The organism is Streptomyces sp. YPW6, from assembly GCF_018866325.1.
In the GTDB taxonomy this organism is placed as follows: domain Bacteria; phylum Actinomycetota; class Actinomycetes; order Streptomycetales; family Streptomycetaceae; genus Streptomyces.
Map to the genome: position 1 here is coordinate 6859078 of NZ_CP076457.1, position 22789 is coordinate 6881866.

Sequence of the window (22789 nt, forward strand, 5' to 3'; positions counted from 1 at the left end):
AGAACCTGTTGCTCACCGGAGGTTGTGGACGTGACCGATATCGACCTGCTGCCCGATTCCTGGCGCGGCGTCCTCGGCGAAGAACTGCAGAAGCCGTACGTCAAGGAGCTGGCGGACTTCGTCGAGGAGGAGCGGGCCAGGGGGCCCGTGTATCCGCCGCGCGAGCAGGTCTTCGCCGCCCTCGACGCCACGCCCTACGACCGGGTGAAGGTCCTCGTCCTCGGCCAGGACCCGTATCACGGCGAGGGCCAGGGGCACGGGCTCTGCTTCTCCGTGCGGCCCGGCGTCAGGACGCCGCCGTCGCTGCGCAACATCTACAAGGAGATGCAGCAGGAGCTGGGCCTGCCCATCCCCGACAACGGCTATCTGATGCCCTGGGCCGAGCAGGGCGTCCTCCTGCTCAACGCCGTGCTCACCGTCCGGGCCGGCGAGGCCAACTCCCACAAGGGCAAGGGCTGGGAGAAGATCACCGACGCCGTGATCCGCGCCGTCGCCGACCGGCCCGACCCGGCGGTCTTCGTGCTCTGGGGCAATTACGCGCAGAAGAAGCTGCCCCTGATCGACGAGGAGCGCCACATCGTGGTGAAGGGCGCGCACCCCTCGCCGCTGTCCGCCAAGAAGTTCTTCGGCTCCCGCCCCTTCACGCAGATCAACGAGGCCGTGGCCGCCCAGGGCCACCAGCCGATCGACTGGCGGATCCCCGACCTCGGCTGACGGAATCCCCCGCGGTGGCATCCCCGCGCCCGTGTCTGACCGGTTGCGGGGAAGCCCGGCGCTAGAGATCGTCTTCAAAGGTCAGATCCAGAGCATGATGGAGGCGATGGTGACGGCCGCCTGGTAGGACTCGCGGGTTTTGTCATAGCGGGTGGCCAGTCCGCGCCACTGCTTGAGGCGGTTGAAGCAGCGCTCGACGACGTTGCGGCGGCGGTAGATGCACCGGTCGAAACCGGGCGGCCGTCCGCCGCGTGTGCTGCGGTTCAGCCGGCCCAGGATCTGGTCGGCGCGTTCGGGGATCGTGTGGGGGATGCCGCGTCGTCGCAGGTAGGCGCGGATCTTTCGAGAGCTGTAGCCCTTGTCGGCGACCACGTGGTCGGGCCGGGAGCGTGGACGCCCGGACCCGACTCTGGGCACGCTGATCGAGTCCATCACCTTCTCGAGGCGGGTGCAGTCGTTGGCGTTGCCGCCCGACAGGACGAAGCCGAGAGGACGGCCGCGCCCGTCGCAGGCCAGGTGGACCTTCGTGCTCAGTCCACCACGGATCGGCCGAGGGCGTGATCACCCGCTTCGTCCCTGTCGACCGCCCCCTTTTGCCGCCGGCGGCATGCTGGTGGGCCCGAACGATGGTGGAGTCGACCGACACCAGCCAGTCGATGTCCCCGGCCGCGTCCTTCTCCGCCTGGACGGCCCGCAGCATGCGCGAGAACGTCCCGTCCAGCGCCCACCTGCGAAAACGTGTGTACAAGGTCTGCCAGGAGCCATAACGTTCCGGCACATCACGCCAGGCTGATCCGGTCCGCAGCTTCCACACGATGCCGTTCAGTACCAGCCGGTCGTCCGAACGAGGCCGCCCCGCAGTCCCCGAACTCGGCAGCAACCGCGACAGCACAGCCCACTCGGCATCCGAAAGCTCATGACGACGCACCATGACAAGCATGATCCCTCATCACCTGATCACCTTTGAAGACGATCTCTAGGGGGTGACTGACAATTCCGGTCTGATCAGCGAGATTCGGCTGAGCTGGCAATCCGGAGGTGCGCCGATCGGCTGGGGGGGACTGGGCAGTGGCTACGAACGGCGGGCCAGTAGATGGGCGTCGAGGAAGCCCCGATCAGAGGCTGGATCGTGGAGCAGCCGGGCGAAGGGATCGAGCCCAGCATCGCCCAGCAGTTCGGCGAGGCGATCCACCGGCCAGCTGTAGGCGGGCGCCACCTTGTGGTCGAACCGGACCGGTTCTAGTTCGTCAGTCCCGAAGAAGGAGACCAGGATCAGACCGTCCGGTGCCAGGACGCGTACCTGTTCGGCGAGCAGCTCCGGTAGTTCTCCCGGAGGGGTGTGGATCATTGAGTAGTGGGCCAGTACGCCGCCGAGCGCGGCGTCCTCGATCGGCAGGGATTCCATCCGCGCCTCTTGGAAGCGCAGCGCCGGATGGGCCTGCCGGGCGTGGTCGACCATGCCGGGGGCAAGGTCGAGTCCGAAGGCGTCCAGGCCGAGTTCGTGCAGCATGGCTGTCAGATGTCCGGGCCCGCACCCGACGTCCGCTGTCCGCAGGTTGCCCGTCGCGCGCACCAGTTCGGCGAAGGTGCCGATCATGGCCCGGGAGAAGGGCTGTGTCTCCAGCCGGTTTGCGAACAGCGATGAGTACAGCTCGACGACACCGTCGTAGGCCGTCCTGGTCTCGTCCTGACGATTCGCCACGGGCAGGACTATATAGCCGGTCTGATAATTGATCTTGTGGCAGGTCGAGGTGAGTTGACGGATGCGGCATGGAGGCGGATAGAGCCCCTTTAGCCTCAGGTGGACGGACGGGGCCGTCCGTGGCGTGATCACCGGCAGGTGGTCAACGGGGTGCTGTGGCGGCTGCGGACCGGGGCTCCGTGGCGGGATCTTCCCGACCGGTTCGGGCCCTGGCAGACCGTCTACGAGCGGTTCGCCCGCTGGGAGGCGGACGGCACCTGGGCACGGTTGCTGGAGCACGTTCAGGTCCGCGATGACGCGGTGGGCCGGGTGGAATGGAGCGTCTCCGTCGACTCCACCATCAACCGAGTCCACCAGCACGCAGTCGGCGCCCGCAAAAAGGGGATGCGAACGGGGACGAACTGGAAGATCCGGGCCGCTCGCAGGCGCGCCAGGCCATCGGCCGCTCCCGAGGCGGACTGACCACCAACGTCCATCTCGCCGTCGATGGCCGGGGCCTGCCCCTGTCGATTGTGCTCACGCCCGGCAACGTCAACGACGCGACGGCGTTCGGCCAGGTCCTCGACGGCATTCGCACCCCGCGCCTCGGCACGGGCCGTCCGCGCACGACACCGGACCGTGTGCTGGGTGACAAGGCATATTCCAGCAGGGCCATCCGCCATCTGCTGAGGCGCCGGGGCATCGCTGCCACGATCCCCGAGCGCCGGGACCAGGCGGCGAACCGCCACCGACGCGGAGCCCTCGGCGGCCGACCGCCGGCCTCCGACAAGGTCACCTACCGTGACCGCAACGTCGTCGAAGGATGCTTCGCCCGCCTCAAGCAGTTCCGCGCGATCGCGACCCGGTTCGACAAGCCCGGCGACCGCTACCGTGCCGGAGTTGTCCTGGCTTCCTTGATCCTCTGGCTCCGCGAGTCCACGGGTAATCATTTGTCAGACAGGCGCTAGCGTCGGGTACGGAAGCCCGCTGCCAGGGGCCTGGCGCTGGGCGGACGGGTGGCCGGCCGGACGGGGGCCGGGCTGGACGGGCTGGACGCGCGACGAGGAGACCGCAGTGGTGGAGCAGCAGGAGGCGTCCGAGGACGCCGTCATGACCAGGATCGGCCAGGCGATCATGCTGCTCCATGGAGGCGACCGGGAGGAGGCCCGCAACCGCTTCGGCGCGCTCTGGGCGGAGCTCGGAGCGGACGGCGACGCGCTCCACCGCTGCACCCTCGCGCACTACATGGCCGATACCCAGGACGATCCCGGCGACGAGCTGGCCTGGGACCTGCGCGCCCTGACGGCCGCCGAGGGGGCGACATGCGGATGGGCGGCGGAGCACCAGGACATTCCGGCCGTCCGGGCGTTCTACCCCTCACTGCATCTCAACCTCGCGGCGGACTACCTCAAGCTTCAGCGCCCCGACTCCGCCCGCATCCACCTTCAGCGGGCCCGCGCCGCCGCCGAAGCCCTCGCGGACGACGGGTACGGCGGCGGGGTCCGCGCGGCGATCGACCGCCTGGAGCTCCGTCTGCGGGAGCAGTGACCCCGGGGAGCCGACAGGATCCCCGGGGCAGGCGGGCAGGCGGGCAGGCAGGCGGGCAGGCGGGCAGGCAGGCGGGCAGGCGGGCAGGAGTGTCAGTGGCCGTACGCCTCCGAGCAGATGCGGGCCTGCGGGCTGTCCGCGGGCCAGCCGCCGTATCCGCGGCCGAGCGCGCACACGTCAGCGCCGCCGGGGACGCCTGGCAGGTCCGGCACGGCGACGGACGGGACCCCCGGAGCCCGGTCGGGTGCCCGCCGCCGCGGCGGATCCGCGCGCCCGGGCGGCCGGGCGGCACCCGCGGGTCCGGCACGCCCGGCTTCCGAGGGGGAACCCGCGGCCGGAGGCGCGGGGGAGGCGGCGCGGGCGGACGGCCTGCTCGCATCCGGTACGACCGCCAGCTCCTCGTGGCCGGGCGGCTGCACGACCTGCGGAGCCACGTCCTGGGCCGACCCGGTGGTTCCCGGACCGGGAGGCGGGGACGGAGCGGTCCCGGGCCCCACCGAGACGCATCCGGAGACGGCGGTGACCGCCAACCCGGCCAGGAGCCGCGCGGTGATTCTGGTTCTCTGCACCCGGGTAACTCTGCGCTGCGAGCCCGCTCCGGGGGACCCGGTGGGCGGGGAATGGCCCGCACGAGTGACCCGGTCAGCACGACGCCCCGGCACCGTGCCGACCGGGGCCGGCGCACCGCACGGACCGGGGGCGGCGCACCCCACGGACCAGAGACGGTGCACCGCACTGTGCCGACCGTGCACGGCCTCCTGCGCCTCCGACCGTGCACAGCACCCCGCACTGCACCGCACCGTGCCGACCGGGGACGGCGCCACCGGCGTCGGACCGGGCCCGTCGGAGGCCCGGGGAGAATCCGGGCCCGGTGGCTCTGAACGCGGAGGGCGGCATGGACGCCCGGCCCGGTCGCGTGTCCGCGAGCCCCGCGCACTGCGCCATGGGCGTCTCGCGGTGGTGGTCCGGCCGGCCCTCCGGCAGCGGGTCCTCGGCGGCGTTGATCGCGGCTTCTGGGCGTCCGGCAGAAGTCATGGGGACAGGGTGGTCCTTGAACATGGGCCTGGCCAGGGGTTTTGCGGGCCGGCCGGCAGCAGGGCCCGAGGTGGCGGCGACGTATGCTGCCCGGGCGCGCACAGCCGCGCACAGCGGCCCGGCACGGCGACAGGGAGACCCTCGTGAAGATCGGTTGCATCGGACTCGGCGATATCGCGCAGAAGGCGTACCTGCCGGTGCTCACCGCCGTACCGGGGGTCGAACCGCACCTGCAGACCCGTACCCCCGCCACGCTCCGGGCGGTCGGTGACGCCCACCGGGTTCCGGACGAGGGACGGCACGAGACCCTCGACTCCCTTCTCGGCGCCGGGCTGGACGCGGCCTTCGTCCACGCCCCGACCGCCGTGCACCCGCAGATCGTGGAACGCCTCCTCGACGCCGGTGTCGCCACCTATGTCGACAAGCCGATCGCCTACGAGTACGCCGAGTCCGAACGGCTGGTGAACCTCGCCGAGGAACGCGGGGTGAGCCTCGCCGTCGGCTTCAACCGCCGTTTCGCCCCGGGTTACGCGCAGTGCGCTGAGCACCCGCGTGAACTGGTCCTCCTGCAGAAGAACCGGGTCGGGCTGCCCGAGGACCCCCGGACGATGATCCTCGACGACTTCATCCATGTCGTCGACACCCTGCGCTTCCTGGCCCCGGGCACCGTCGACCACACCACTGTGCGGGCCCGGATCGTGGACGGTCTGATGCACCACGTGGTGCTCCAGCTGTCCGGCGACGGGTTCACCGCGATCGGCATGATGAACCGGCTGAACGGATCGACCGAGGAGATCCTCGAAGTCTCCGGCCAGGACACCAAACGACAGGTACTCAACCTCGCCGACATCGTCGACCACAAGGGGCGGCCCTCGGTGCGCCGGCGCGGTGACTGGGTGCCGGTGGCCCGGCAGCGCGGCATCGAGGCCTGCGTGCACGCCTTCCTCGACGCCGTCCGCCGGGGCGAGCGCCGCGAACGCCCCGTACACCGGCCAGTCGCCGAACCGTCCGTAGAGCGTCTCCCCGCGGGCCAGCGGCAGGTCGAAGACCTCCGCCGCGCTCGCGCCCGTGCCGAGCGGGCGGCCCACCCGCTCACCCCGGGGCCCGTACGCCGCACTGATCCCGGTGAGTGTGGCGTGGACCGTCGGGCGGCCGTTCTCGGCTGCCCGCAGCGCCCCCAGCGACGCGTGCTGGGCCGGGGCCCAGCTGTCCTGGAACGTCGAGGTGGCGGACTGGGCCACGAGCACCTGCGCACCGTCGCGCACCAGCCTGCGGCTCATGTCGGGGAAGGCCGTCTCGAAGCAGACCAGCGGGCCGATCCGCAGCCCCCGCTCCCCGTCCGGCACGGTCATCACCACCTGGCGGTCGCCGCGCAGCCGGTCCTCGCCCGCCGCCTTCCCCACGGACGTCGCCCAGCCCAGCAGGGAGCGGGCCGGGACGTACTCGCCGAAGGGGACCAGACGCATCTTGTCGTAGCGGTCGCCGGTCGGCCCGTCGGGACCGACGAGCACCGCCGACTTGAAGATCCCCGACCGCCCCGAGCCGTCCGTCTGCCGGGCGTCCACATTGACCAGCAGATCCGCGCCGACCCGGCGGGACAGCTCCGCCAGCCGCCGAGCGGTCTCCGGGCGCTCCCACACTCCTGCCCCGATGCTGCTCTCGCCCCACACCACCAGGTCGACCCCCCGGCCCGCCAGTGCGCGGGTCAGCTCCTCGCCCCGGTCGAGGCGGCGCGCGACGCTTCCCGGCCCCGCCACGATCCCCGGCTGCACGACGGCGATCCTGACCGTGTCCGCGTATCCGGGCCGGGGCGCCCAGGCCCAGATCGCGGTGACGGACAGGGCGCACAGCAGGAGCAGGACCCCGGCGGTCCTACGGGCGGGGGGAGCGGCGATCAGCAGCGCCACGCAGGTGTTCACCGCCAGCACGAGCAGGCTGACCAGCCACACCCCGCCCACCGAGGCGACCCGCAGGGCGGGGGAGACCTCCCACTGGCTCGCGCCGAGGAGCCCCCAGGGCCCGCCGAGCCCTTCCCAGGACCGCACCAGCTCGATCAGCAGCCACCCGGAGGGCACGACGACCACGGCGGCCACGGCGCGCCGCGCGGAGGGGGAGCCGCCGAGCAGCCGGGACACCAACAGCCCCCAGGGGGCCCAGAGCAGCCCGAGCAGGGCGGCCAGCAGCACGATGAAGACATGGAGGCTCGGCACCAGCCAGTGGTGCACGGCGATGACGAACCCGATCCCGCCGATCCATCCGTCCAGCACGGCGCGGCGCGGCGAGCGTGCCGTGCGGATCAGCAACAGCCAGGGGACCAGCGCCAGGTAGGCGAACCACCAGAGCCCGGGTGCGGGGAAGGCCAGGGCGGGCAGCGCCCCGGCGAGCAGCAGCGCGGCGGCCCGCGGCCAGGGGGACACGAGCCGGCCCGCGCCGGCGGAGTCCGGGCCGCCCGCCGAGGACCGGCCTCCGGAGGTGGGTCCGGACGTGCGTCCTCCGGCCGCTTCGCTCCCGGCCGCGTCGCTCCCGGCCGTGTCGCCCCCGGCCGCGCCGCCCCAGGTCGGGTCGCTCCCGGTCGTGTCGTTTCCGGGCGGCCTGTCACCGGGCGGCCCGCCGCCGGGCGTGGGTCCTCCGGTCGTGTGGCTCCCGGTGGGGGCGCCCCCGGACGGCCCGCCGACGGGCCCGCCACCGCCGGAGCCGTTGCTTCCGGAGGTGTCGGCCGCGTTCCGGCCGACCCGGAGACGCCCGCCGCGGATTCGCATGCCGTGCCCTCCTCGGTCCTGCGCGGGCGGGCGACCGCCACCGCCGCGTCGACCCCTGGGTACCCAGTGTGGGGGAGGTGATCCCCGCCGGACACAGGACGCGGGCCGAGCGGGGCACGGCGTGCGGCTCTACGGGCCCGGTGCCCGGCGCCACTTCTCGTGGACGGTGACCGTACGGATGAGCCAGCCCGCCTCCGCTCGATGCAGCGTGAAGGTGTAGCGGCCGCCGGTCACGAAGTCGGGCGTGGCGGTGCCGGACCGGCCGGGAGGGGCTCCGTCCGGGCGGTCCGCCGCCTGCCGGGCCAGGCACATCGGGTTGAGGTAGTCGGCCCGCACCTCGGCCCGGTCACCCGCGTAACCGCCCAGGTCCTCCAGGTCGATCCGGCGGTTGACGATCAGGTGCTGGCGTACGGGGAAGAGACGCATCGTCTCCTCCAGCCACCGGGCGACCTCCCCGGCCGGGCCCTCCACCCCGCCCGCGCCCCGGTAGTCCGCGCGGCCGTCCGGGGTGAACAGGGCGTCGTAGTCCGACCAGGCCCCGTCGTCGACGGCCACCGCGTATCCGGTGATCACCGCGTCGATGGCGAGCCGGTCCATCACGGTCGCGAGCGCCGCACGCTGAGTCATCGGTCAAGTCTCGGTCAAGCCGCCCGCCACGCCAAGGGGCCTGCGTCCACGGAGGCGGAACAGCCTCAGCAGGGGACGACGGCGACCGGCCCCAGCGCATGCGTGACCGCCGTCTGCGCCACCGGGGACAGCCCGAGCCCGAGCGATTCGCCGCCCCTCCGGCGGCCGATCACCGTCAGGGCCGCCGTCGCCGACGCGGTCACCAGGGTGCGCGAGGCGGAGCCGTTGACCGGCTCGCGGACGATCTCCACCTGCGGATACCTCTCGTGCCAGCCCGAGGTCAGCTCGGCCAGGGTCCGGGCGGCGGACCCCGCCGCCTCCCGTCGGTCCAGGACGGGGCCGCCCGCGAGCATCGAGGAGAACATCGTCCAGCCGTGGACGATCCGCAGCCGGGCACCCGGCCGTGAGGCCGCGGTGGCGAAGGCGAACTCCAGGACCGCCTCGCTGCTCTCGTCGGCGGCCACCCCCGCCACGATGTCGGTGAAGGCGTCCGCGTCCGCGCCCCTGCCGTCGTCCCCCTCGGGGCGGTCGTCCTGCACCACGACGACGGGACAGCTCGCCATCGACGCGGTGGCGAGGCTGTTGGAACCGATCATCAGGGAGCGGAAGCCGCCGAGTCCGCGTGAGCCGACCACGATCATCGACGCGTCCCGGCCCAGCGAGACCAGGGCCGCCGACGGGAAGTCCAGCGGGGCCAGCGTCGACGGCCGCAGCTCCGGGGCGATGAGCGCGCTGCGGCGCACGGACTCGGCCAGGAGCGCATCGGCCTCGCGCCGCCCGGTCTCCTCGTCGACCTGCCGGGTGAGCGGGCGGACGTGGACGATCAGCAGCGGCAGTCCGCGCCGTACGGCTTCGCGGGTGGCCCAGTCCAGTGCCTGCCGGCTGTGCGTGGAGCCGTCGACGGCGGCGATCACGGGAAGATCATGCGTGGTCATGCCCTGAGCGTACGTCGCCGGGCCGACAGCGCTCGCCCGTGGTACCCCACGCCCTCCGCGGCCGGTGGTCCGGTGGTCCGTCAGTCGTGGTTGTGGGTGGAGGAGGTGTCCTGCGGGGGCACGCTGCGCCCGCCGTCCCTGCCACTGGCCACCACGGCGACCAGGGCGACCACGATCGCCGCCACCACGAGCCGCCCGCCCAGCCGCAGTGTCCACCCCGTACGGGCCCCGGCGGTCGTCCCGGGCCGGCCGGGCAGCTTCTCGGAGCGGCGGGCGGGCCGCAGCAGCCGCAGGAGCAGCAGCGCGGCGATCGGCAGCTGGAGCAGCCAGACGCTGGTGCGGAACCAGCCGTCGTACCAGACGTTGGTCCCGTACAGCAGGGTGTGCCAGACGCTGAGGACGTAGACGACGATCACGCAGCGGTGCAGCACCCGCCAGGTCTTGGGGCCGATGCGGTGGCGCACGTAGAAGAGCAGACCGAGCGGGATCGCGAGGTAGAGCGCGGCCTGGCCGACGGGGATGGCGACCTGCCCGGTCCCGGAGTCGTAGCCGCCGGGGACGAAGGCCTCCACGAAGGCGGTGGCGACGGCGGAGTTCCAGGCGGCCGTGTCGTGGCGGACCAGCTCGGCGGCGAAGAGCAGGGCGTGGGCCGCGATCAGCGCGATGGTGTTGAGGCTGGTGGTGCGGTGCAGGCGTTCCAGCCGGGGGCCCGACAGCGGCAGGCGGCCCGGCCGCGGCCCGGACAGCATCAGCCCGAGGATGACCGTGCCCCAGGCCCAGAGCAGCGCGGACCAGCCGAACGCCTGGCTGAGGAAGTACATCCAGAAGCCGCCCGCGTCGGCCATGAACGGCATCACGGTGACCGTGGAGGAGGTCTTGTTGCGGATGCGCACGTAGAGCAGGACGAAGAGCGCCGCGGTGATGACGAGCGCCACCAGCCCGTCGGGCCACGAGGACCGGAGATCCGAGCGGAGCGTCGGCCGTCTCGGCTCTCCCGGCAGGCGGGGCCCGGGGACCTGGCGGTCGCCGGGTGCGGTGCTTTCGGACGTCTCTGCGGCCGCTGCCGGTTCGGGGGCGGGGGGCGGATTCGTCATGCGGCCTCTTCGGTGCGGGGGTGGGGGGGCGGGTGCGGCGGCCCCGGGCCACGAGGCGCACGCAGACGCGTTGTTGGAGCAGTCGGGCGGCGGGAGAGAAAAGTTCCCTCCATTGTCGTGTGACATGGATCACGCTGCGGTGCCGGTGGGGCAAACGAGGTGAACTCCCGTTGTTTCGGCATCTGGTGCCCTTCTCGCCGGGGCGGGTGCGGCTGGCACCATGACCGCCATGGGGGCCGGAACCGCACTCCGACTCGGGCGCACGGCGCTGTTCGCGGTCGTGTGCGTCGCCGTGTCCGGACTCGGACATGCGCTGATGTCCGGCGCGCCCCTGCCCCTGCTCGTCCAGGCCGCCTCGCTGCTGCCGGTGTGCGGGGCCGGATGGTGGCTCGCCGCGCGGCGGCGAAGCGCTCCCGTGACCGTCGCCGCCCATGTCCTGGGCCAGTTGGGACTGCACGCTGTCTTCTCCGGCGCCGGACCGTGGGCGCCGCCCGGCGCGGGCGCGCGGCACGCGGGCGGCGGGCATCACGCGGCGGGCGCGATGGACCACTCCGCGCACGAGGTCCCGATCGGCGGCCCGTCGGACCTGATGGGCCTTCTGGCCGCGTTCGACGGGGCCGTGTTCACGCTCGGGATGGCCCTCGCCCACGCGCTGGCCGGGCTGGTCTGCGGCTGGTGGCTGTGGCGCGGCGAGGTCGCCATCACCCGGCTGGGCCGCTGCCTGGTGCTCTTCGTCCGCGCCCCGCTGCGGACGGCCTGGCGCCTGTGGGCCGCGACGCCGCCCGCCCCGGCACCGCCCGCCCGGCGGCGCACCCGGCGTCGGGCCGGCCGCCGTCCCCGGAACTTCTCGCCCTGCACACCCTGTCGCGGCGCGGGCCCCCGCCGGGCCTCCGCTCCCTCTGACCTCATCCGTCCTCCGCGCGCCGGAGGCGGTACGGGTGTGCGCCCTCGCGCACACCCGTGACAGGCATGCCGGTTCACCGGGCCCCGCCCCCGCGGCGCGTCCGGAGCGGAACCGGTCACCGGAGCCGGGCGACCGCTGCCCCGGCTCCGCAAGGACGCGAAGGACTGCCGTGACACCTCCCGCACCCGCACCACCGACCGCAGCGCAACCCGCCGTACCCCTGGCCGGCGTACGGTCCGCCGCCGCTCCCGCACCACCGCCGGCCGGCGCGCCGACCGCCCGGCCCCCCGTCTCCCGGCCGCCGGTCCTCCGCGCGTCCGCCACTCGTACGCCCCGCCCCCGGGTCCCGGCCGCCCGCCGGAACGACGGCCAGATCACCGACTGGGCGCTGGCCGCGGGCGGCGGGGACCGGGAGGCCGCCGACCGCTTCGTCCGGGCGACCTACGAGGACGTGCGCCGCTTCGTCGCCTACCTCAGCTCCGACTCCCCGGGCGCCGACGACCTGGCCCAGGAGACCTACCTGCGGGCGATGAGCGGACTGGCCCGGTTCGCGGGGCGTTCCTGTGCCCGGACCTGGCTGATGTCGATCGCGCGGCGCGTCGTCATCGACCGGCACCGGGCCGCCGCCGTACGCCCCCGGGCCGCCGACACCGCGGACTGGCAGACCGCGGCGGAACGCGCCCAGCCCCGTCATCTGCCGGGCTTCGACGAGTCCGCGGCCGTGCTGGACGCCCTGCGCCGGCTGGACCCGGCCCGCCGCCAGGCCTTCGTCCTCACCCAACTGCTGGGCGCGTCCTACGAGGAGGCCGCGGCCGCCGCGGGCTGCCCGGTCGGCACGGTCCGCTCCCGCGTGGCGCGGGCCCGCCGCGAACTCGCCGGACTGTGGCGCGGGGAACCGGCCGGCCCGGCCGACCTCGTCACAGCAGGTTAGGGGGCCTCCGGTTCAAGCACCCTCCGCCCGGGGCCCCGCACGGTCCCGGGCGGTACGGCGGCGGAGCAGCAGGGCCGACGGCAGCACCAGGCACTGGAGGCACACCACCGCCCAGAACCCCCGCGCCGAACCCGCCGCCTCCGCCGCCCCGTACAGCTGACCGCCCACCACCCCGCTGACGAACGCGCCGATGCCCGCCGCCAGCCGCTGCCGCCCGAACACGCTCGCCGGGGCGGCGACCGAACGGGCCAGCGCCTCCAGGTCGTTCTTCAGGAAGAGCACGATCTCCCCGAGACACAGCAGCACCCCGCCCACGGCGATCCCCGCGTGCCCTCCCGCGCCGATCGCCGCCATGCCCGCCGCCATCGCCCCGAACCCCCACCGCAGCGCCGCCGGGTAGCTCAGCGCGGCGACCCGTTCCGCCAGCAGCGGCTGCGCGACGACGAGGAGCGCCGCGTACCCCGTCAGGACGGCCCCGTAGAAGGCGGCCGACGTCCGCGGGACCGCGTACAGCGCCAGATAGTGCTGGAAGAACATGAACGCGTACACGCTGAGCACGGTCACCACGAACGGCGAGGGCCCCGGGCGCGGCGCGTCCGGCACCCGGTCCGGGGCGGCGGACCGGGGCACCTCGCCCCGGTCCGCCGCCCCGGCGGCAGCAGCGCGTGCCCGGCCCCGACGAGCGCGAACAGCCCCGCGACGCAGGCGAACAGCACCCCGGGGGAGCCCAGCACGAGCGGCGCGGCGGCGGGCGGGCCGAGCGCCATCCCCGCGTTGAACGCCGAACTGCTCGCCGACAGCAGCCGCGGGCGGCCCCCCTCAGGAGCCCCCTCCACCAAGTACGCCTTGTTCGCCGGGAGATACAGGGCCGCGCCCGCCGACACCAGCAGCAGCGCCCCGACGGCGAGCACCGGGCGCGTCAGCCCCGGGACGAACGCCGCGAACCCCGCCGTACGCAGCGCCAGCGCCAGCAGCATCGAGTGCCGCAGCCCGATCCGCGCCACCACCGGACCCGCGACCACACCCCCGGCGAACTGGATCAGCGAGGCCACCGCCAGCACGAGGCCGACCGTGCCGAGGCCGATGCCCAGCCGCTGGTGCAGCAGCACCGACACGTAGGGCAGCACGGCGAAGCTGCCCAGCGTGATCAGGAACGAGCCCGCCAGCAGGAACCGCTGAGGACCGGAGAACGGCCGCCGCACACGCGACTCGGGGGACGCCTTCGCGGGCAGCGGCCTCACCGCACCGTGCTCACGGCGCCGCGGCCACGACCGGGCGCACCCGCACGGCCGCGCTCCACGCCCGGTGCTGGGCCAGCTCCGCCGTCCGCCCCTCGGCCAGCACCATGCCCGTGCAGCCGCGCTGGTCGCCGACGTGGACCACGCTCTCGCCGGGCTCACGCACCGGGAACCACTCCACCGACCCGGGAAACGCGGCGAGTTCGTCGAGACCGAGCCAGCCCTTCAGCACTCCGGGCCGCTCCGGGTACACCAACACGAAGCCGTACGCGGGGCCTTCGGCGTCGAGCGGGGCGTCCAGCAGCGCCGGGCGGCGGCCCAGCGCCTCGTCCGTCATCGCCGTGTAGACATTGGTCCCCAGTGTGCGGCAGAGCACCTCGCCGACCAGCGCACCACCGATCCTCCGGTTGATCTCGACCAGTTCGGGTCCGTCGGCGGTCAGGATGAACTCCACATGGGCGAAGCCCCGTTCGTGCCCGGCCGCCGCCAGGACCCGGCCCACCCACGTCTCGATCCCGGCCCGTTCGGCCTCCGGCAGCGCCACCGGGAACGCCGCCGCCTCCTCCCGTACCACCGCGGCCCGGGACGTCTGGCGGCTCAGCACCCCGAGCAGCCGGGTCGTCCCGTCCCAGCTGAGGGTCTCCGCGCTGTACAGCGGACCGGCGAGGAACGCCTCGGCGAACAGCGTTCCCGTCAGGCGCTGTCCGGCCGCGTCCGCCAGGGCCCGGTGCAGGTCCTCCTCGTCGTGCACGACCCACACGTGGCGCGACGAGGTGCCCGCCGAGTCCTTCAGGACCGCGGGCAGCCCCACTGCCCGCAGCACCTCCCCGGCGCCTTCGGGACCCGGCGGGACGGCTACGGCCGTGCTGCGGCTCAGCCCGCGCGCGTGGAGCGTCTCCCGGACCCGGCGCTTGTCCCGGAGCAGCGCCACGGACGTCGGATCCGGCCCCGGCAGTCCGCGTTCGCGGGCGAGTTCGGCGGCCGGCAGGCTCCAGGTGTCCGTCGTGTTGATCAGCCCGGCCAGGTCCGGCACGGCGGCCAGCGCCCGGCGGACGGCGTCCTGGTCCCACGTGTCGGTATCGACGACGTCCAGCGCGTCCGGCGGCAGCACCGCCAACTCGTGCCGGTAGACCGCACGGTCACCGGTCAGCAGGCACAGCCGGTGCCCCGCCCGTGCGGCGGCCTCCGCCATCCGCCCCAGACCGAAGGACAGGGACTCCAGTGCGACGATCGTCATGGCAGCAGCTCCACGCTCGGTACGGAGGAAGGGGAGGGAGACGGGGAAGGCGACGGGGAGGAAGGGGACGAGGAGGGGGAAGGGACATCGCCCTCGGCGGTCCGGGCCCCCTCGGAGGCCCACGTCCCCTCGGCGGTCCTGGCGGCCTCCGGAGCGCCCCGCCCGGCCCACTCCATCACCGACCACGGCGGCCGCAGGTCGTCCGGCGAAGCGATCGTCCGGGGCCGCAGTCCCGCCGGGTCCAGGGCCTCGGCGTGCCGGGCGAACACCCGCTCCGCGTACCGGTGTCCGGTGTCTGCGCCCAGCACCAGATGCAGCCGCCCGGGGTCGCGGGCCGCTTCCCAGGAGGCCGTCAGATGGGCCGCTCCGGTGGAGAGTCCCGCGAACACCGCGTGCTCCCGCAGCAGTCCGACCGCCCCGGCCATCGCATGGCGGAAGTCCAGCCAGTGGACCGTGTCGTACAGCTCGTGGCGGACGTTCCCGAACGGGATCGAGCTGCCGATGCCCGCGATGATCGCCTCCGGGTCCTCGAACCGCTCGCTCCCGAAGGTCACACTGCCGAACGGCTGGATGCCCACCAGCCGCACCGGGCGCCCCGACTCCCGCAGCGCACGCGCCAGTCCACCGGTCGACGCACCCGTGCCCACCGCCCCGACCACGGTCAGCGGACCTTCCGGCAGCGCCCCGGCCAGCAGCTCCGCGAACTCCCGGTAGCCCTCGTGGTGGATCCCGTCGTGGTACTGCCGCATCCAGTGGAAGTCGGGCCGTTCGGCCAGCAGCCGGCGCACATGCCGGACGCGCAGCTCCTGGTCCAGACGCAGGCTCTGCGAGGGCGGCATCGCGTCGACCGTCGCGCCGAGGATCTCCAACTGCGCCCGCATCGTGGCGTCCACGGTGGTGGAGGCGACGATGTGGCAGCGCAGCCCGTAGCGGTGGCAGGCCATGGCGAGGGCCAGCGCGTAGATCCCGCTGGAGCTGTCGACCAGGGTCTGCCCGGGGACCACCCGGCCCCGGCGCAGCAGTGAACGGACCGCGCCGAGCGCCGCGTACACCTTCATCGTCTCGAAGCGGGCGAGGACGACGTCGTCGGTCAGCCGGACCAGGTCGGGGGTCTTCACCGCGTCGGTGATGTGGCCGTGGACCACCGCGGCGGTGGAACTGCGCGGACGGGCGTCCGCCCCGGCCCTCACGTGCGCCGCCCGCGCACGACGAGCCGGTCCGAGTGCTGGTCGTAGCCGGACGCGTCGAAGCCGCCGAAGCACTCCACGTCGGTGAAGCCCGCGCTCTCGAAGAGGGCGTGCAGCTCGGCCGCCGAGTAGAGCCAGGAGGTGATGGAGGCGGTGCGGGCGGTCGTGCCGCGCACCAGCGTCCAGTCGGTGCGCAGCCGCCGCCAGCTGTCGAGGACGGTGTCGCGCTGGACGACGTAGGCGCCGTCGGGCAGGTCGACCGCCTTCGGCCGCCCGATCCAGCCCGCCAGCACCTCCTTGCCCATCACGTCCACCAGGAGCTGCCCGCCCGGTGCGAGGCTTTCACGGGCGTTGCGCAGCACCCGCAGGTTGTCCTCGGCCTCGTCGAAGTAGCCGAAGGACGTGAAGACGTTCAGGATCACGTCGAAGGCGCCCGGCTCCCGGTACGTGAGCATGTCGGCGCGCTCCAGCCGGACGGCTGCGCCCGCCGCGTCGCAGGCGGTACGGGCCCTCTCCAGCATCGACGGGGACAGGTCGACGCCCGTCACCTCGTACCCGCGGCCCGCCAGCGGCACCACGAAGAGGCCGGGGCCGCAGCACAGGTCCAGGACTCTCGTGCCCGGCGGGAAGTCCAGCAGCGGGGAGGACGCGACCAGGGCGGCGGCGGACCCGGCCCGTGCCGGTGGGAACATCGTCGCGGCGAAATCCGACCAGAGCGCGTCGTCCTCGTACCAGTGCATGCCTCGCGGTCTCCTCCCGGGCCCGGGCCCCGTGGGTGTACTGCGGCGGTCGTTCCGGCGGCCGTGCCGTCGCACCGGCCGCCGCTTGCGTCACCGGGAGGCCGTCCGCACCCGGTGTCTCTTCAGTAGTCGGCCGCCCCGGCCGGGAAGTTCCCGGGTGATCACCGGCCGGTCCGTCGGGCCCGACGGACCGGGCCCGACGGACCGGGCCCCACGGCGCGCGGGAAGGGCCTCACGGGCGGTTCCCGGCCGGTGTGCAGGCGACGTAACCGGCGTCGTCAGCCCGGTGTCATCCCTGGGTAACGGGCCTTTCCTAGATTCGGGAGCGACCACCGCCCGCCCCGCGTCCCTCCGGGAACGCCCGCCCCCGAAGGGCCCCGCACATGACCGTGCCGCCCCCGCCGCCGGACGCCCCCGCCACCGACCGGGTGCGTACGGTCTGCTCGTACTGCGGTGTCGGCTGCGGGATCGTCCTCGACGTCGCCGCCGGACCCGACGGCCGCCGCACCGTCGTGAAGGCGTCCGGCGACCAAGCGCACCCGTCCAACGCCGGACGGCTGTGCACCAAGGGGGCGACCGGGGCGGACCTCCTCGCCGCCCCCGGCCGGCTGACCACCGCCCTGGCCCGCGCCGACCGCAGCGAGCAGCCCGCCCCGCTCGGCCGGGACGCCGCCATCGCGGAGACGGCGCGCCGGCTGCGGTCCGTGCTGGACACCCACGGCCCGGACGCGGTCGCCCTGTACGTCTCCGGCCAGATGACGCTGGAGGCGCAGTACCTCGCCAACAAGCTGGCCAAGGGGTTCCTGCGGACCAACACCATCGAGTCGAACTCCCGGCTCTGCATGGCGAGCGCGGGCAGCGGCTACAAGCTGTCCCTCGGCGCGGACGGGCCGCCCGGATCGTACGAGGACTTCGCCCACGCCGACGTCTTCCTCGTCACCGGCGCCAACATGGCCGACTGCCACCCGATCCTCTTCCTGCGGATGATGGAGCGCGTCAAGGCGGGAGCGAAGCTGATCGTCGTCGATCCCCGCCGCAACGCGACCGCCGCCAAGGCGGACCTGCACCTGCGGATCAGGCCCGGTACCGATCTGGCCCTCCTCAACGGCCTGCTGCACCTCCTCGTCGAGAACGGGCACACCGACCCCGCCTTCATCGCCGAGCACACCGAGGGCTGGGAGCGGATGCCCGCCTTCCTCCGCGACTACCCGCCCGCCGTCGTCGCGGGGATCACCGGCATCGCGGAGGACGACATCCGGCAGGCGGCCCGCTGGATCGGCGAGGCGGGGGAGTGGATGAGCTGCTGGACGATGGGGCTCAACCAGTCCACCCACGGCACCTGGAACACCAACGCGCTGATCAACCTGCACCTGGCGACCGGCGCGATCTGCCGCCCCGGCAGCGGACCGTTCTCGCTCACCGGCCAGCCCAACGCCATGGGCGGCCGCGAGATGGGCTACATGGGACCCGGACTGCCCGGCCAGCGATCGGTCCTGTCCGACGAGGACCGCGCCTTCACCGAGGAGCTGTGGGGCGTCCCGACCGGCACCCTGCGCGCGGACGGCTCGGGCAGCGGCACCGTCGACATGTTCCGGCGCATGGCCGAGGGGGAGATCAAGGCCTGCTGGATCATCTGCACCAACCCGGTCGCCTCGGTCGCCAACCGCCGGACCGTCATCGAGGGCCTGGAGGCCGCCGAATTCGTCGTCACCCAGGACGTGTTCGCCGACACCGAGACCAACGCGTACGCCGATGTCGTCCTGCCCGCCGCCCTCTGGGCCGAGTCCGAGGGCGTGATGGTCAACTCGGAGCGCACCCTCACCCTCTCCCGCCGTGCCACCGACCCTCCCGGCGAGGCGTGGCCGGACTGGCGGATCATCGCCGAGGTCGCCTGCGCCCTGGGGTACGAGGACGCCTTCGGCTACACGAGCGCCGAGGAGGTCTTCGCCGAGATCACCCGGGCCTGGAACCCGCGCACCGGCTACGACCTGCGGGGCGTGACGTACGAGCGGCTGCGTGAGACGCCCGTCCAGTGGCCGAGCGCGGACGTCGAAGGGCCCGCCCGCAACCCGGTGCGCTACCTCAACGACGGCGTCAGCCAGGAGCTGACCGTACGGTCCGACGGCCGCGTGCCCAGGCTCGCCTTCCCGCTGCCCGGCGGCCGAGCCGTCTTCCACGCCCGCCCGCACCTGCCGCCGGCCGAGCTGCCCGACGAGGACTTCCCTCACCTCCTCAACACCGGGCGGCTCCAGCACCAGTGGCACACCCTCACCAAGACCGCGAAGATCACCAGACTGAACCGGCTGGACCCGGCCCCCTTCGTGGAGATCCACCCCGACGACGCGACGGCCCTGGAACTGGCCGAGGGCGACGGCGTCGAGGTCGCCTCGCGCCGCGGCCGCGCGGTGCTCCCGGCCCGGATCACGGACCGGGTCGCGCCGGGGGAGTGCTTCGCGCCGTTCCACTGGAACGACCTGTTCGGCGAGTACCTCGGCGTGAACGCCGTGACGAACGACGCGGTCGATCCGATCTCGTTCCAGCCGGAACTGAAGGTGTGCGCGGTCCGGCTGGCGAAGGTCGCGGCTCCGGCGGTGCGGCCGGCTCCCGCCACGCCGGACCGGACGGCTCGTGCGGACGCTGCGGGGCTCGCGGACCGGATGGGGCTTACGGGGCGGCCCACGCGATCGGGAGAGCGGACGGGGCTCGCCGATCTGACGGGGCTGGCGGGAGCCCTGGGGCTGCCGGAGACCGCCCCACCGGACCTGACGGACGCGGAACGCCGCTATCTGGCCGGATTCCTGGCGGGCCTCGGCGCCCGCCCGGCAGGCACCCCGGTGCTTCCGGCCGACGCACCGTTCGCCCCGGACCACGCCCTGTGGGTCGACGGAGTGCTGGCCGGCGCCTACTCCCGGCTCCCGGACCCCCCGGGACCCGGGAGCGGGACCGCGCCACCGGAGAGCACCCCGGAGAAACAGGGCGGCCGCCCGGTCGTCGTCCTGTGGGCCTCGCAGACCGGCAACGCCGAGGAGGCCGCAGCGACGGCCGCCCGGACGCTGGCCGCCGAGGGGTACCGCACCACGCTCCTCGGCATGGACGACGGCACGCCCGCCGCACTGCCGAGCCCGGCCGACGTCCTCGTCGTCACCAGCACCTTCGGCGACGGCGACGCCCCCGACAACGGCTCCGGCTTCTGGGAGTCGCTGAACGCCCCCGAAGCCCCGCGGCTGGAAGACGTCCGCTACGCCGTACTCGCGCTCGGCGACTCCGCGTACGACGACTTCTGCGGCCACGGCCGCCGCCTGGACGAACGCCTGGGCGAACTGGGCGCCGAGCGGCTGGTCCCGCGCACCGACTGCGAACCGGAGTACGAGCAGCCCTTCGGCCAGTGGCTCAAGGAAGTCAGGGTGGCACTGGAGGCGACGCCACCGGAGGGCACCTCGGGGCCGGAGGCCACGGCGCCGCCGACGAGGCCCGCAGCGGCGACGGCGCCCCCGGCCGGCAACCAGCCCGCCCGCCCCTCCAGGGCGGCACCCGTCACCGCCCTCCTCACCGCGAACCGCCTCCTGAGCCGGCCCGGCGCCACGAAGGAGGTCCGCGCCTTCACGATCGACACGCGTCACGCCGACACGCCCCTGACGTACACGGCCGGGGATGCCCTCGGCGTACAGCCGCGCAACTGCCCCGACCTGGTGGCCGAGTGGCTTGCCGTCACCGGGCTCGACCCCGCGGCCGAGGTGGACGTCGAGGGGCACGGCACGGTCGCGCTGGAGACGGCCCTCCACCGCCACCTCGACATCACCCGCATCACCCCGGACCTGCTGCGCCTGGTCGCCGAGCGCACGGGGGACCGGTCCCTCAAGAAGCTGCTGCGCCCCGGCAACAAGGGCGAGCGGGACCGGTGGACGTGGGGGCGCCAGGCGGTCGACGTGCTGGCCGAGCACCCGGTCCGGGCCACGGCCGCCACCTGGGCCGAGGTCCTGGGACCGCTGCGGCCCCGGCTGTACTCGATAGCCTCCAGCCCGCTGGAGGACCCGCACCGGATGCGTCTCACGGTCTCCGTGATCCGCTTCGGGAGCGACCGCGGCCGGACGCGGAAGGGCGTCGCCTCCACGTTCCTCGCGGACGGCCGACCGGACAGCCCCGTCCCGGTCTTCGTCCAGCGCAACGACCGCTTCCGCCCGCCCGCCGACCCGGCCACCCCGATGATCATGGTCGGCCCCGGCACGGGAGTCGCCCCGTTCCTGGGCTTCCTGGAGGAACGCCGCGCACTCGGCCACCCCGGCGCCAACTGGCTGTTCTTCGGCGAGCAGCACCGCGCCACGGACTTCTACTACCGGGAGGAGCTCGACGCGATGAGCCGCTCGGGCACCCTCACCCGACTGGACACCGCCTTCTCCCGCGACCAGCGGGCCAAGGTCTACGTCCAGGACCGGATGCGCGAGCACGGAGCCCAGCTCTGGTCCTGGCTCCGCGAGGGCGCCCACCTCTACGTCTGCGGTGACGCCTCCCGTATGGCCAAGGACGTCGACCGGGCGCTGCGTGACATCGCCGTCGCCCACGGGGGGCTCGACCCCGACGCCGCGACCGCCCAGGTCAAACAGCTAGCCTCGGACCGCAGATACGTACGGGACGTGTACTGACGGGACGAGGGAGTACGGGGATGGCGTGGGCGGAAGTGCCGGTGGACACGAAACCCCCGGCGGCGGGCGCGGTCCTGCTGACGGGCATTCCCGGCAGCGGCAAGAGCACGGTGGCCGCGGCGCTCGCCGCCCGGTTCGCCGCCTCCGCCCACATCGAGGTGGACGCCCTCCAGGAACTCATCGTCTCCGGCGGCCGGTGGCCCTCGCCCGACCCGGACGAGGAGGCGGACCGCCAGATCTTCCTGCGCGCCCGCAACGCGTGCCTGCTGGCGGACAGTTTCGTCGCCGCGGGCTTCCTCCCGGTCATCGACGATGTCGTCGTACGCCGCGCCCACCTCGACTTCTACCGCGCCACGCTCACCGCGGGACCGCTGCACCGCGTCATCCTGGCCCCGGGCGCGGAGAAGGCCCGGGAGCGCAACCTGGCCCGGGACAAGAGGCTCACGACGGACTGGTCGTTCCTGGAGACGGCGATGCGCGACGAGCTGGCCGACGAGAAGATCTGGATCGACAGCGCGGCCCCGACCGTGGACGAGACGGTCGACGCGGTCCTGTCCGCCACCGGCCTGACTCCGACGGTGTCCTGATGCCCACGGTGCCCTGATGCCCACGGCGCCCTGACATCACCGGCGTTGTCAGACCCCCGCCGTACGGTGGAACCATCTATCCGCGCTGCTGGCTGCTGCGCTGCTGGATCGCCCCGCCCGGCTGCTCCCGGGCGGGGCGCACATCCGTCGGGTCAGGAGACGTCGCCGCGGACGCTGTCGCCGATGAGACCGTCGGTGTACGTCACGTACTGGGCGTCGAACGTGCCCTCGGCGGTGACGGTTCCGGTGACGTTCTCGCCGGGGGAGAGCGTCATGGCGTCCAGTTGGTCCTCGTCGACGCCGAGTTCGACGGTGTGCTTGCTGCCGTCGGTGTCGGTGATGGTGACGTACAGCGGGTTGACTTCGATGTCGTTCTTGCTGTTGTTCGTGATGGTGACCCGGACGCTGGTGTAGTCGTCGCCCTGGGCGAGGACGCTCTTCTTGAACGCGACGGCCTTCGCGGTGACGGTCACGGGAGCCTTCTCGGCCGGTTCCTCTTCCTTCGGTTCGTCCTTCGTCGCTTCCCCCTGGGCGGCCGACGGCTTCATGGTCGACGATTCGTTGCCGTCGCCCCCGCCACTGGCGACCATGGCGATCACGGTGATGAGGACGATCAGGCCGACGATCCCGAGGCACCCGAATCCGATGATCTTTCCGGTCTTCCTCTTCCGCGGCGGAGGCGGCTGCTGCCCCCACCCGGGCTGCTGCGGCTGACCGGGCTGCGGCTGCTGGTACGTCATGTGTCCCCCTTGTGCGGTTCGTGGAGGCATGACCGTAGCGACTCGTCGGCGAGGGAGGGGCTGGTTGTTCTGGTGGTGACGGAGGTGTGACAAAAAGGTGGAGGAAGTCCCGATCGCCCGTTCTGTACTCGAACTGATGCCGGTTTCCGGAGTCCCGGTCGACGCACGGCGAGTGGCTCGGCCCGCCGACTC

The 22789-nt window shown here is 73.5% G+C and carries 16 protein-coding genes and 4 pseudogenes; 8 read left to right on the forward strand and 12 right to left on the reverse strand.

Translation table 11 applies throughout. The features are described from left to right. The first annotated feature begins 30 nt into the window (after nucleotides 1–30). Entirely contained in the window at nucleotides 31–714 is a 684-nt protein-coding gene (locus KME66_RS30135) for a uracil-DNA glycosylase (RefSeq protein WP_073225095.1), read from the forward strand. A gap of 81 nt (nucleotides 715–795) precedes the next feature. Here the strand turns inward: KME66_RS30135 and KME66_RS30140 are convergent. Together KME66_RS30140 and KME66_RS30145 are read right to left on the reverse strand one after the other, a co-directional pair. After that, nucleotides 796–1642, reverse strand: a protein-coding gene (locus tag KME66_RS30140; RefSeq protein WP_253208625.1) for an IS5 family transposase whose coding sequence is annotated in 2 segments (ribosomal slippage) — nucleotides 796–1276 and nucleotides 1275–1642 — 849 coding nt in all. Because the reading frame shifts where the segments join, the coding sequence is not laid out codon by codon here. 144 nt (nucleotides 1643–1786) lie between these two features. Continuing rightward, nucleotides 1787–2416, reverse strand: coding sequence for a class I SAM-dependent methyltransferase (locus KME66_RS30145; RefSeq protein WP_216328023.1), 630 nt, complete (start codon nucleotides 2414–2416; stop codon nucleotides 1787–1789). Between the two features lie 99 nt (nucleotides 2417–2515). Between KME66_RS30145 and KME66_RS30150 the strand changes: the two genes are divergently transcribed. After that, nucleotides 2516–3363, forward strand: a protein-coding gene (locus tag KME66_RS30150; RefSeq protein ID WP_253208508.1) for an IS5 family transposase whose coding sequence is annotated in 2 segments (ribosomal slippage) — nucleotides 2516–2801 and nucleotides 2801–3363 — 849 coding nt in all. Because the reading frame shifts where the segments join, the coding sequence is not laid out codon by codon here. Nucleotides 3364–3469: 106 nt separating this feature from the next. Next, nucleotides 3470–3943 (forward strand): hypothetical protein, encoded by a 474-nt coding sequence (locus KME66_RS30155; protein ID WP_216328024.1) that lies wholly within the window; start codon nucleotides 3470–3472, stop codon nucleotides 3941–3943. A 92-nt stretch (nucleotides 3944–4035) separates the two neighbouring features. On the opposite strand, the gene KME66_RS30160 is transcribed toward KME66_RS30155, so the two are convergent. Next, nucleotides 4036–4512, reverse strand: coding sequence for a hypothetical protein (locus KME66_RS30160; RefSeq protein ID WP_216328026.1), 477 nt, complete (start codon nucleotides 4510–4512; stop codon nucleotides 4036–4038). A 609-nt stretch (nucleotides 4513–5121) separates the two neighbouring features. Here KME66_RS30160 and KME66_RS34610 point away from each other — a divergent pair. After that, nucleotides 5122–5946 (forward strand): annotated as a pseudogene (locus tag KME66_RS34610) (Gfo/Idh/MocA family protein); the annotation flags it as partial. Here the strand turns inward: KME66_RS34610 and lnt are convergent. From lnt to KME66_RS30185, 4 genes and pseudogenes are all read right to left on the reverse strand, one after another. Next, nucleotides 5941–7737, reverse strand: a pseudogene (gene lnt, locus KME66_RS30170) (apolipoprotein N-acyltransferase); the annotation flags it as partial. The pseudogenes KME66_RS34610 and lnt sit on opposite strands and share 6 nt — an antisense overlap. A 129-nt stretch (nucleotides 7738–7866) precedes the next feature. Beyond that, nucleotides 7867–8364, reverse strand: a complete 498-nt coding sequence (locus tag KME66_RS30175; protein ID WP_216328028.1) for a nuclear transport factor 2 family protein — start codon at nucleotides 8362–8364, stop codon at nucleotides 7867–7869. A 65-nt stretch (nucleotides 8365–8429) separates the two neighbouring features. Continuing rightward, nucleotides 8430–9299 carry a universal stress protein gene (locus tag KME66_RS30180; RefSeq protein ID WP_073224667.1) on the reverse strand — a complete coding sequence of 290 codons (870 nt, stop codon included), beginning with the start codon at nucleotides 9297–9299 and terminating at the stop codon, nucleotides 8430–8432. Nucleotides 9300–9379: 80 nt separating this feature from the next. Then, entirely contained in the window at nucleotides 9380–10393 is a 1014-nt protein-coding gene (locus KME66_RS30185) for a ferric reductase-like transmembrane domain-containing protein (RefSeq protein WP_216328029.1), read from the reverse strand. A gap of 229 nt (nucleotides 10394–10622) precedes the next feature. Between KME66_RS30185 and KME66_RS30190 the strand changes: the two are divergent. Both KME66_RS30190 and KME66_RS30195 read left to right on the forward strand, forming a co-directional pair. Then, nucleotides 10623–11296, forward strand: a pseudogene (locus KME66_RS30190) (hypothetical protein). A gap of 374 nt (nucleotides 11297–11670) precedes the next feature. Then, entirely contained in the window at nucleotides 11671–12228 is a 558-nt protein-coding gene (locus KME66_RS30195) for a sigma-70 family RNA polymerase sigma factor (RefSeq protein ID WP_073225101.1), read from the forward strand. Between the two features lie 12 nt (nucleotides 12229–12240). Here KME66_RS30195 and KME66_RS34615 read toward each other — a convergent pair. The 4 genes and pseudogenes from KME66_RS34615 to KME66_RS30215 form a co-directional block, all read right to left on the reverse strand. After that, a pseudogene (locus tag KME66_RS34615) lies at nucleotides 12241–13469 on the reverse strand (MFS transporter). A gap of 10 nt (nucleotides 13470–13479) precedes the next feature. After that, the gene (locus KME66_RS30205; protein WP_216328031.1) at nucleotides 13480–14703 is read right to left on the reverse strand and encodes an ATP-grasp domain-containing protein; all 1224 of its coding nucleotides are present in this window, start codon (nucleotides 14701–14703) and stop codon (nucleotides 13480–13482) included. Continuing rightward, a complete protein-coding gene (locus tag KME66_RS30210) occupies nucleotides 14700–15893 on the reverse strand; it encodes a pyridoxal-phosphate dependent enzyme (RefSeq protein ID WP_216328033.1) in 1194 nt (397 codons plus the stop codon). Before KME66_RS30210 ends, KME66_RS30205 begins: the two co-directional genes overlap by 4 nt. Beyond that, on the reverse strand, nucleotides 15890–16630 hold the full coding sequence (locus tag KME66_RS30215; RefSeq protein ID WP_216328035.1) for a class I SAM-dependent methyltransferase: 741 nt from the start codon (nucleotides 16628–16630) through the stop codon (nucleotides 15890–15892). Before KME66_RS30215 ends, KME66_RS30210 begins: the two co-directional genes overlap by 4 nt. 383 nt (nucleotides 16631–17013) lie before the next feature. Here KME66_RS30215 and KME66_RS30220 point away from each other — a divergent pair, with 383 nt between their 5' ends. Both KME66_RS30220 and KME66_RS30225 read left to right on the forward strand, forming a co-directional pair. Continuing rightward, complete coding sequence (locus KME66_RS30220) at nucleotides 17014–21270, forward strand: bifunctional nitrate reductase/sulfite reductase flavoprotein subunit alpha (protein WP_216328037.1); 4257 nt, start codon at nucleotides 17014–17016, stop codon at nucleotides 21268–21270. A gap of 20 nt (nucleotides 21271–21290) precedes the next feature. Next, entirely contained in the window at nucleotides 21291–21857 is a 567-nt protein-coding gene (locus KME66_RS30225) for an AAA family ATPase (RefSeq protein WP_216328039.1), read from the forward strand. Nucleotides 21858–22009: 152 nt separating this feature from the next. On the opposite strand, the gene KME66_RS30230 is transcribed toward KME66_RS30225, so the two are convergent. Beyond that, a complete protein-coding gene (locus KME66_RS30230) occupies nucleotides 22010–22597 on the reverse strand; it encodes a DUF4352 domain-containing protein (RefSeq protein WP_216328041.1) in 588 nt (195 codons plus the stop codon). Nucleotides 22598–22789: the final 192 nt, after the last annotated feature.

What these genes read in the sequence shown, in the direction of transcription:
- KME66_RS30205 (WP_216328031.1), bottom strand. Translation starts at nt 14,703, where the DNA reads ATGACGATCGTCGCACTGGAGTCCCTGTCCTTCGGTCTGGGGCGGATG.
- KME66_RS30225 (WP_216328039.1), top strand. Translation starts at nt 21,291, where the DNA reads ATGGCGTGGGCGGAAGTGCCGGTGGACACGAAACCCCCGGCGGCGGGC.
- KME66_RS30175 (WP_216328028.1), bottom strand. Translation starts at nt 8,364, where the DNA reads ATGACTCAGCGTGCGGCGCTCGCGACCGTGATGGACCGGCTCGCCATC.
- KME66_RS30185 (WP_216328029.1), bottom strand. Translation starts at nt 10,393, where the DNA reads ATGACGAATCCGCCCCCCGCCCCCGAACCGGCAGCGGCCGCAGAGACG.
- KME66_RS30220 (WP_216328037.1), top strand. Translation starts at nt 17,014, where the DNA reads ATGACCGTGCCGCCCCCGCCGCCGGACGCCCCCGCCACCGACCGGGTG.
- KME66_RS30215 (WP_216328035.1), bottom strand. Translation starts at nt 16,630, where the DNA reads ATGCACTGGTACGAGGACGACGCGCTCTGGTCGGATTTCGCCGCGACG.
- KME66_RS30180 (WP_073224667.1), bottom strand. Translation starts at nt 9,299, where the DNA reads ATGACCACGCATGATCTTCCCGTGATCGCCGCCGTCGACGGCTCCACG.
- KME66_RS30230 (WP_216328041.1), bottom strand. Translation starts at nt 22,597, where the DNA reads ATGACGTACCAGCAGCCGCAGCCCGGTCAGCCGCAGCAGCCCGGGTGG.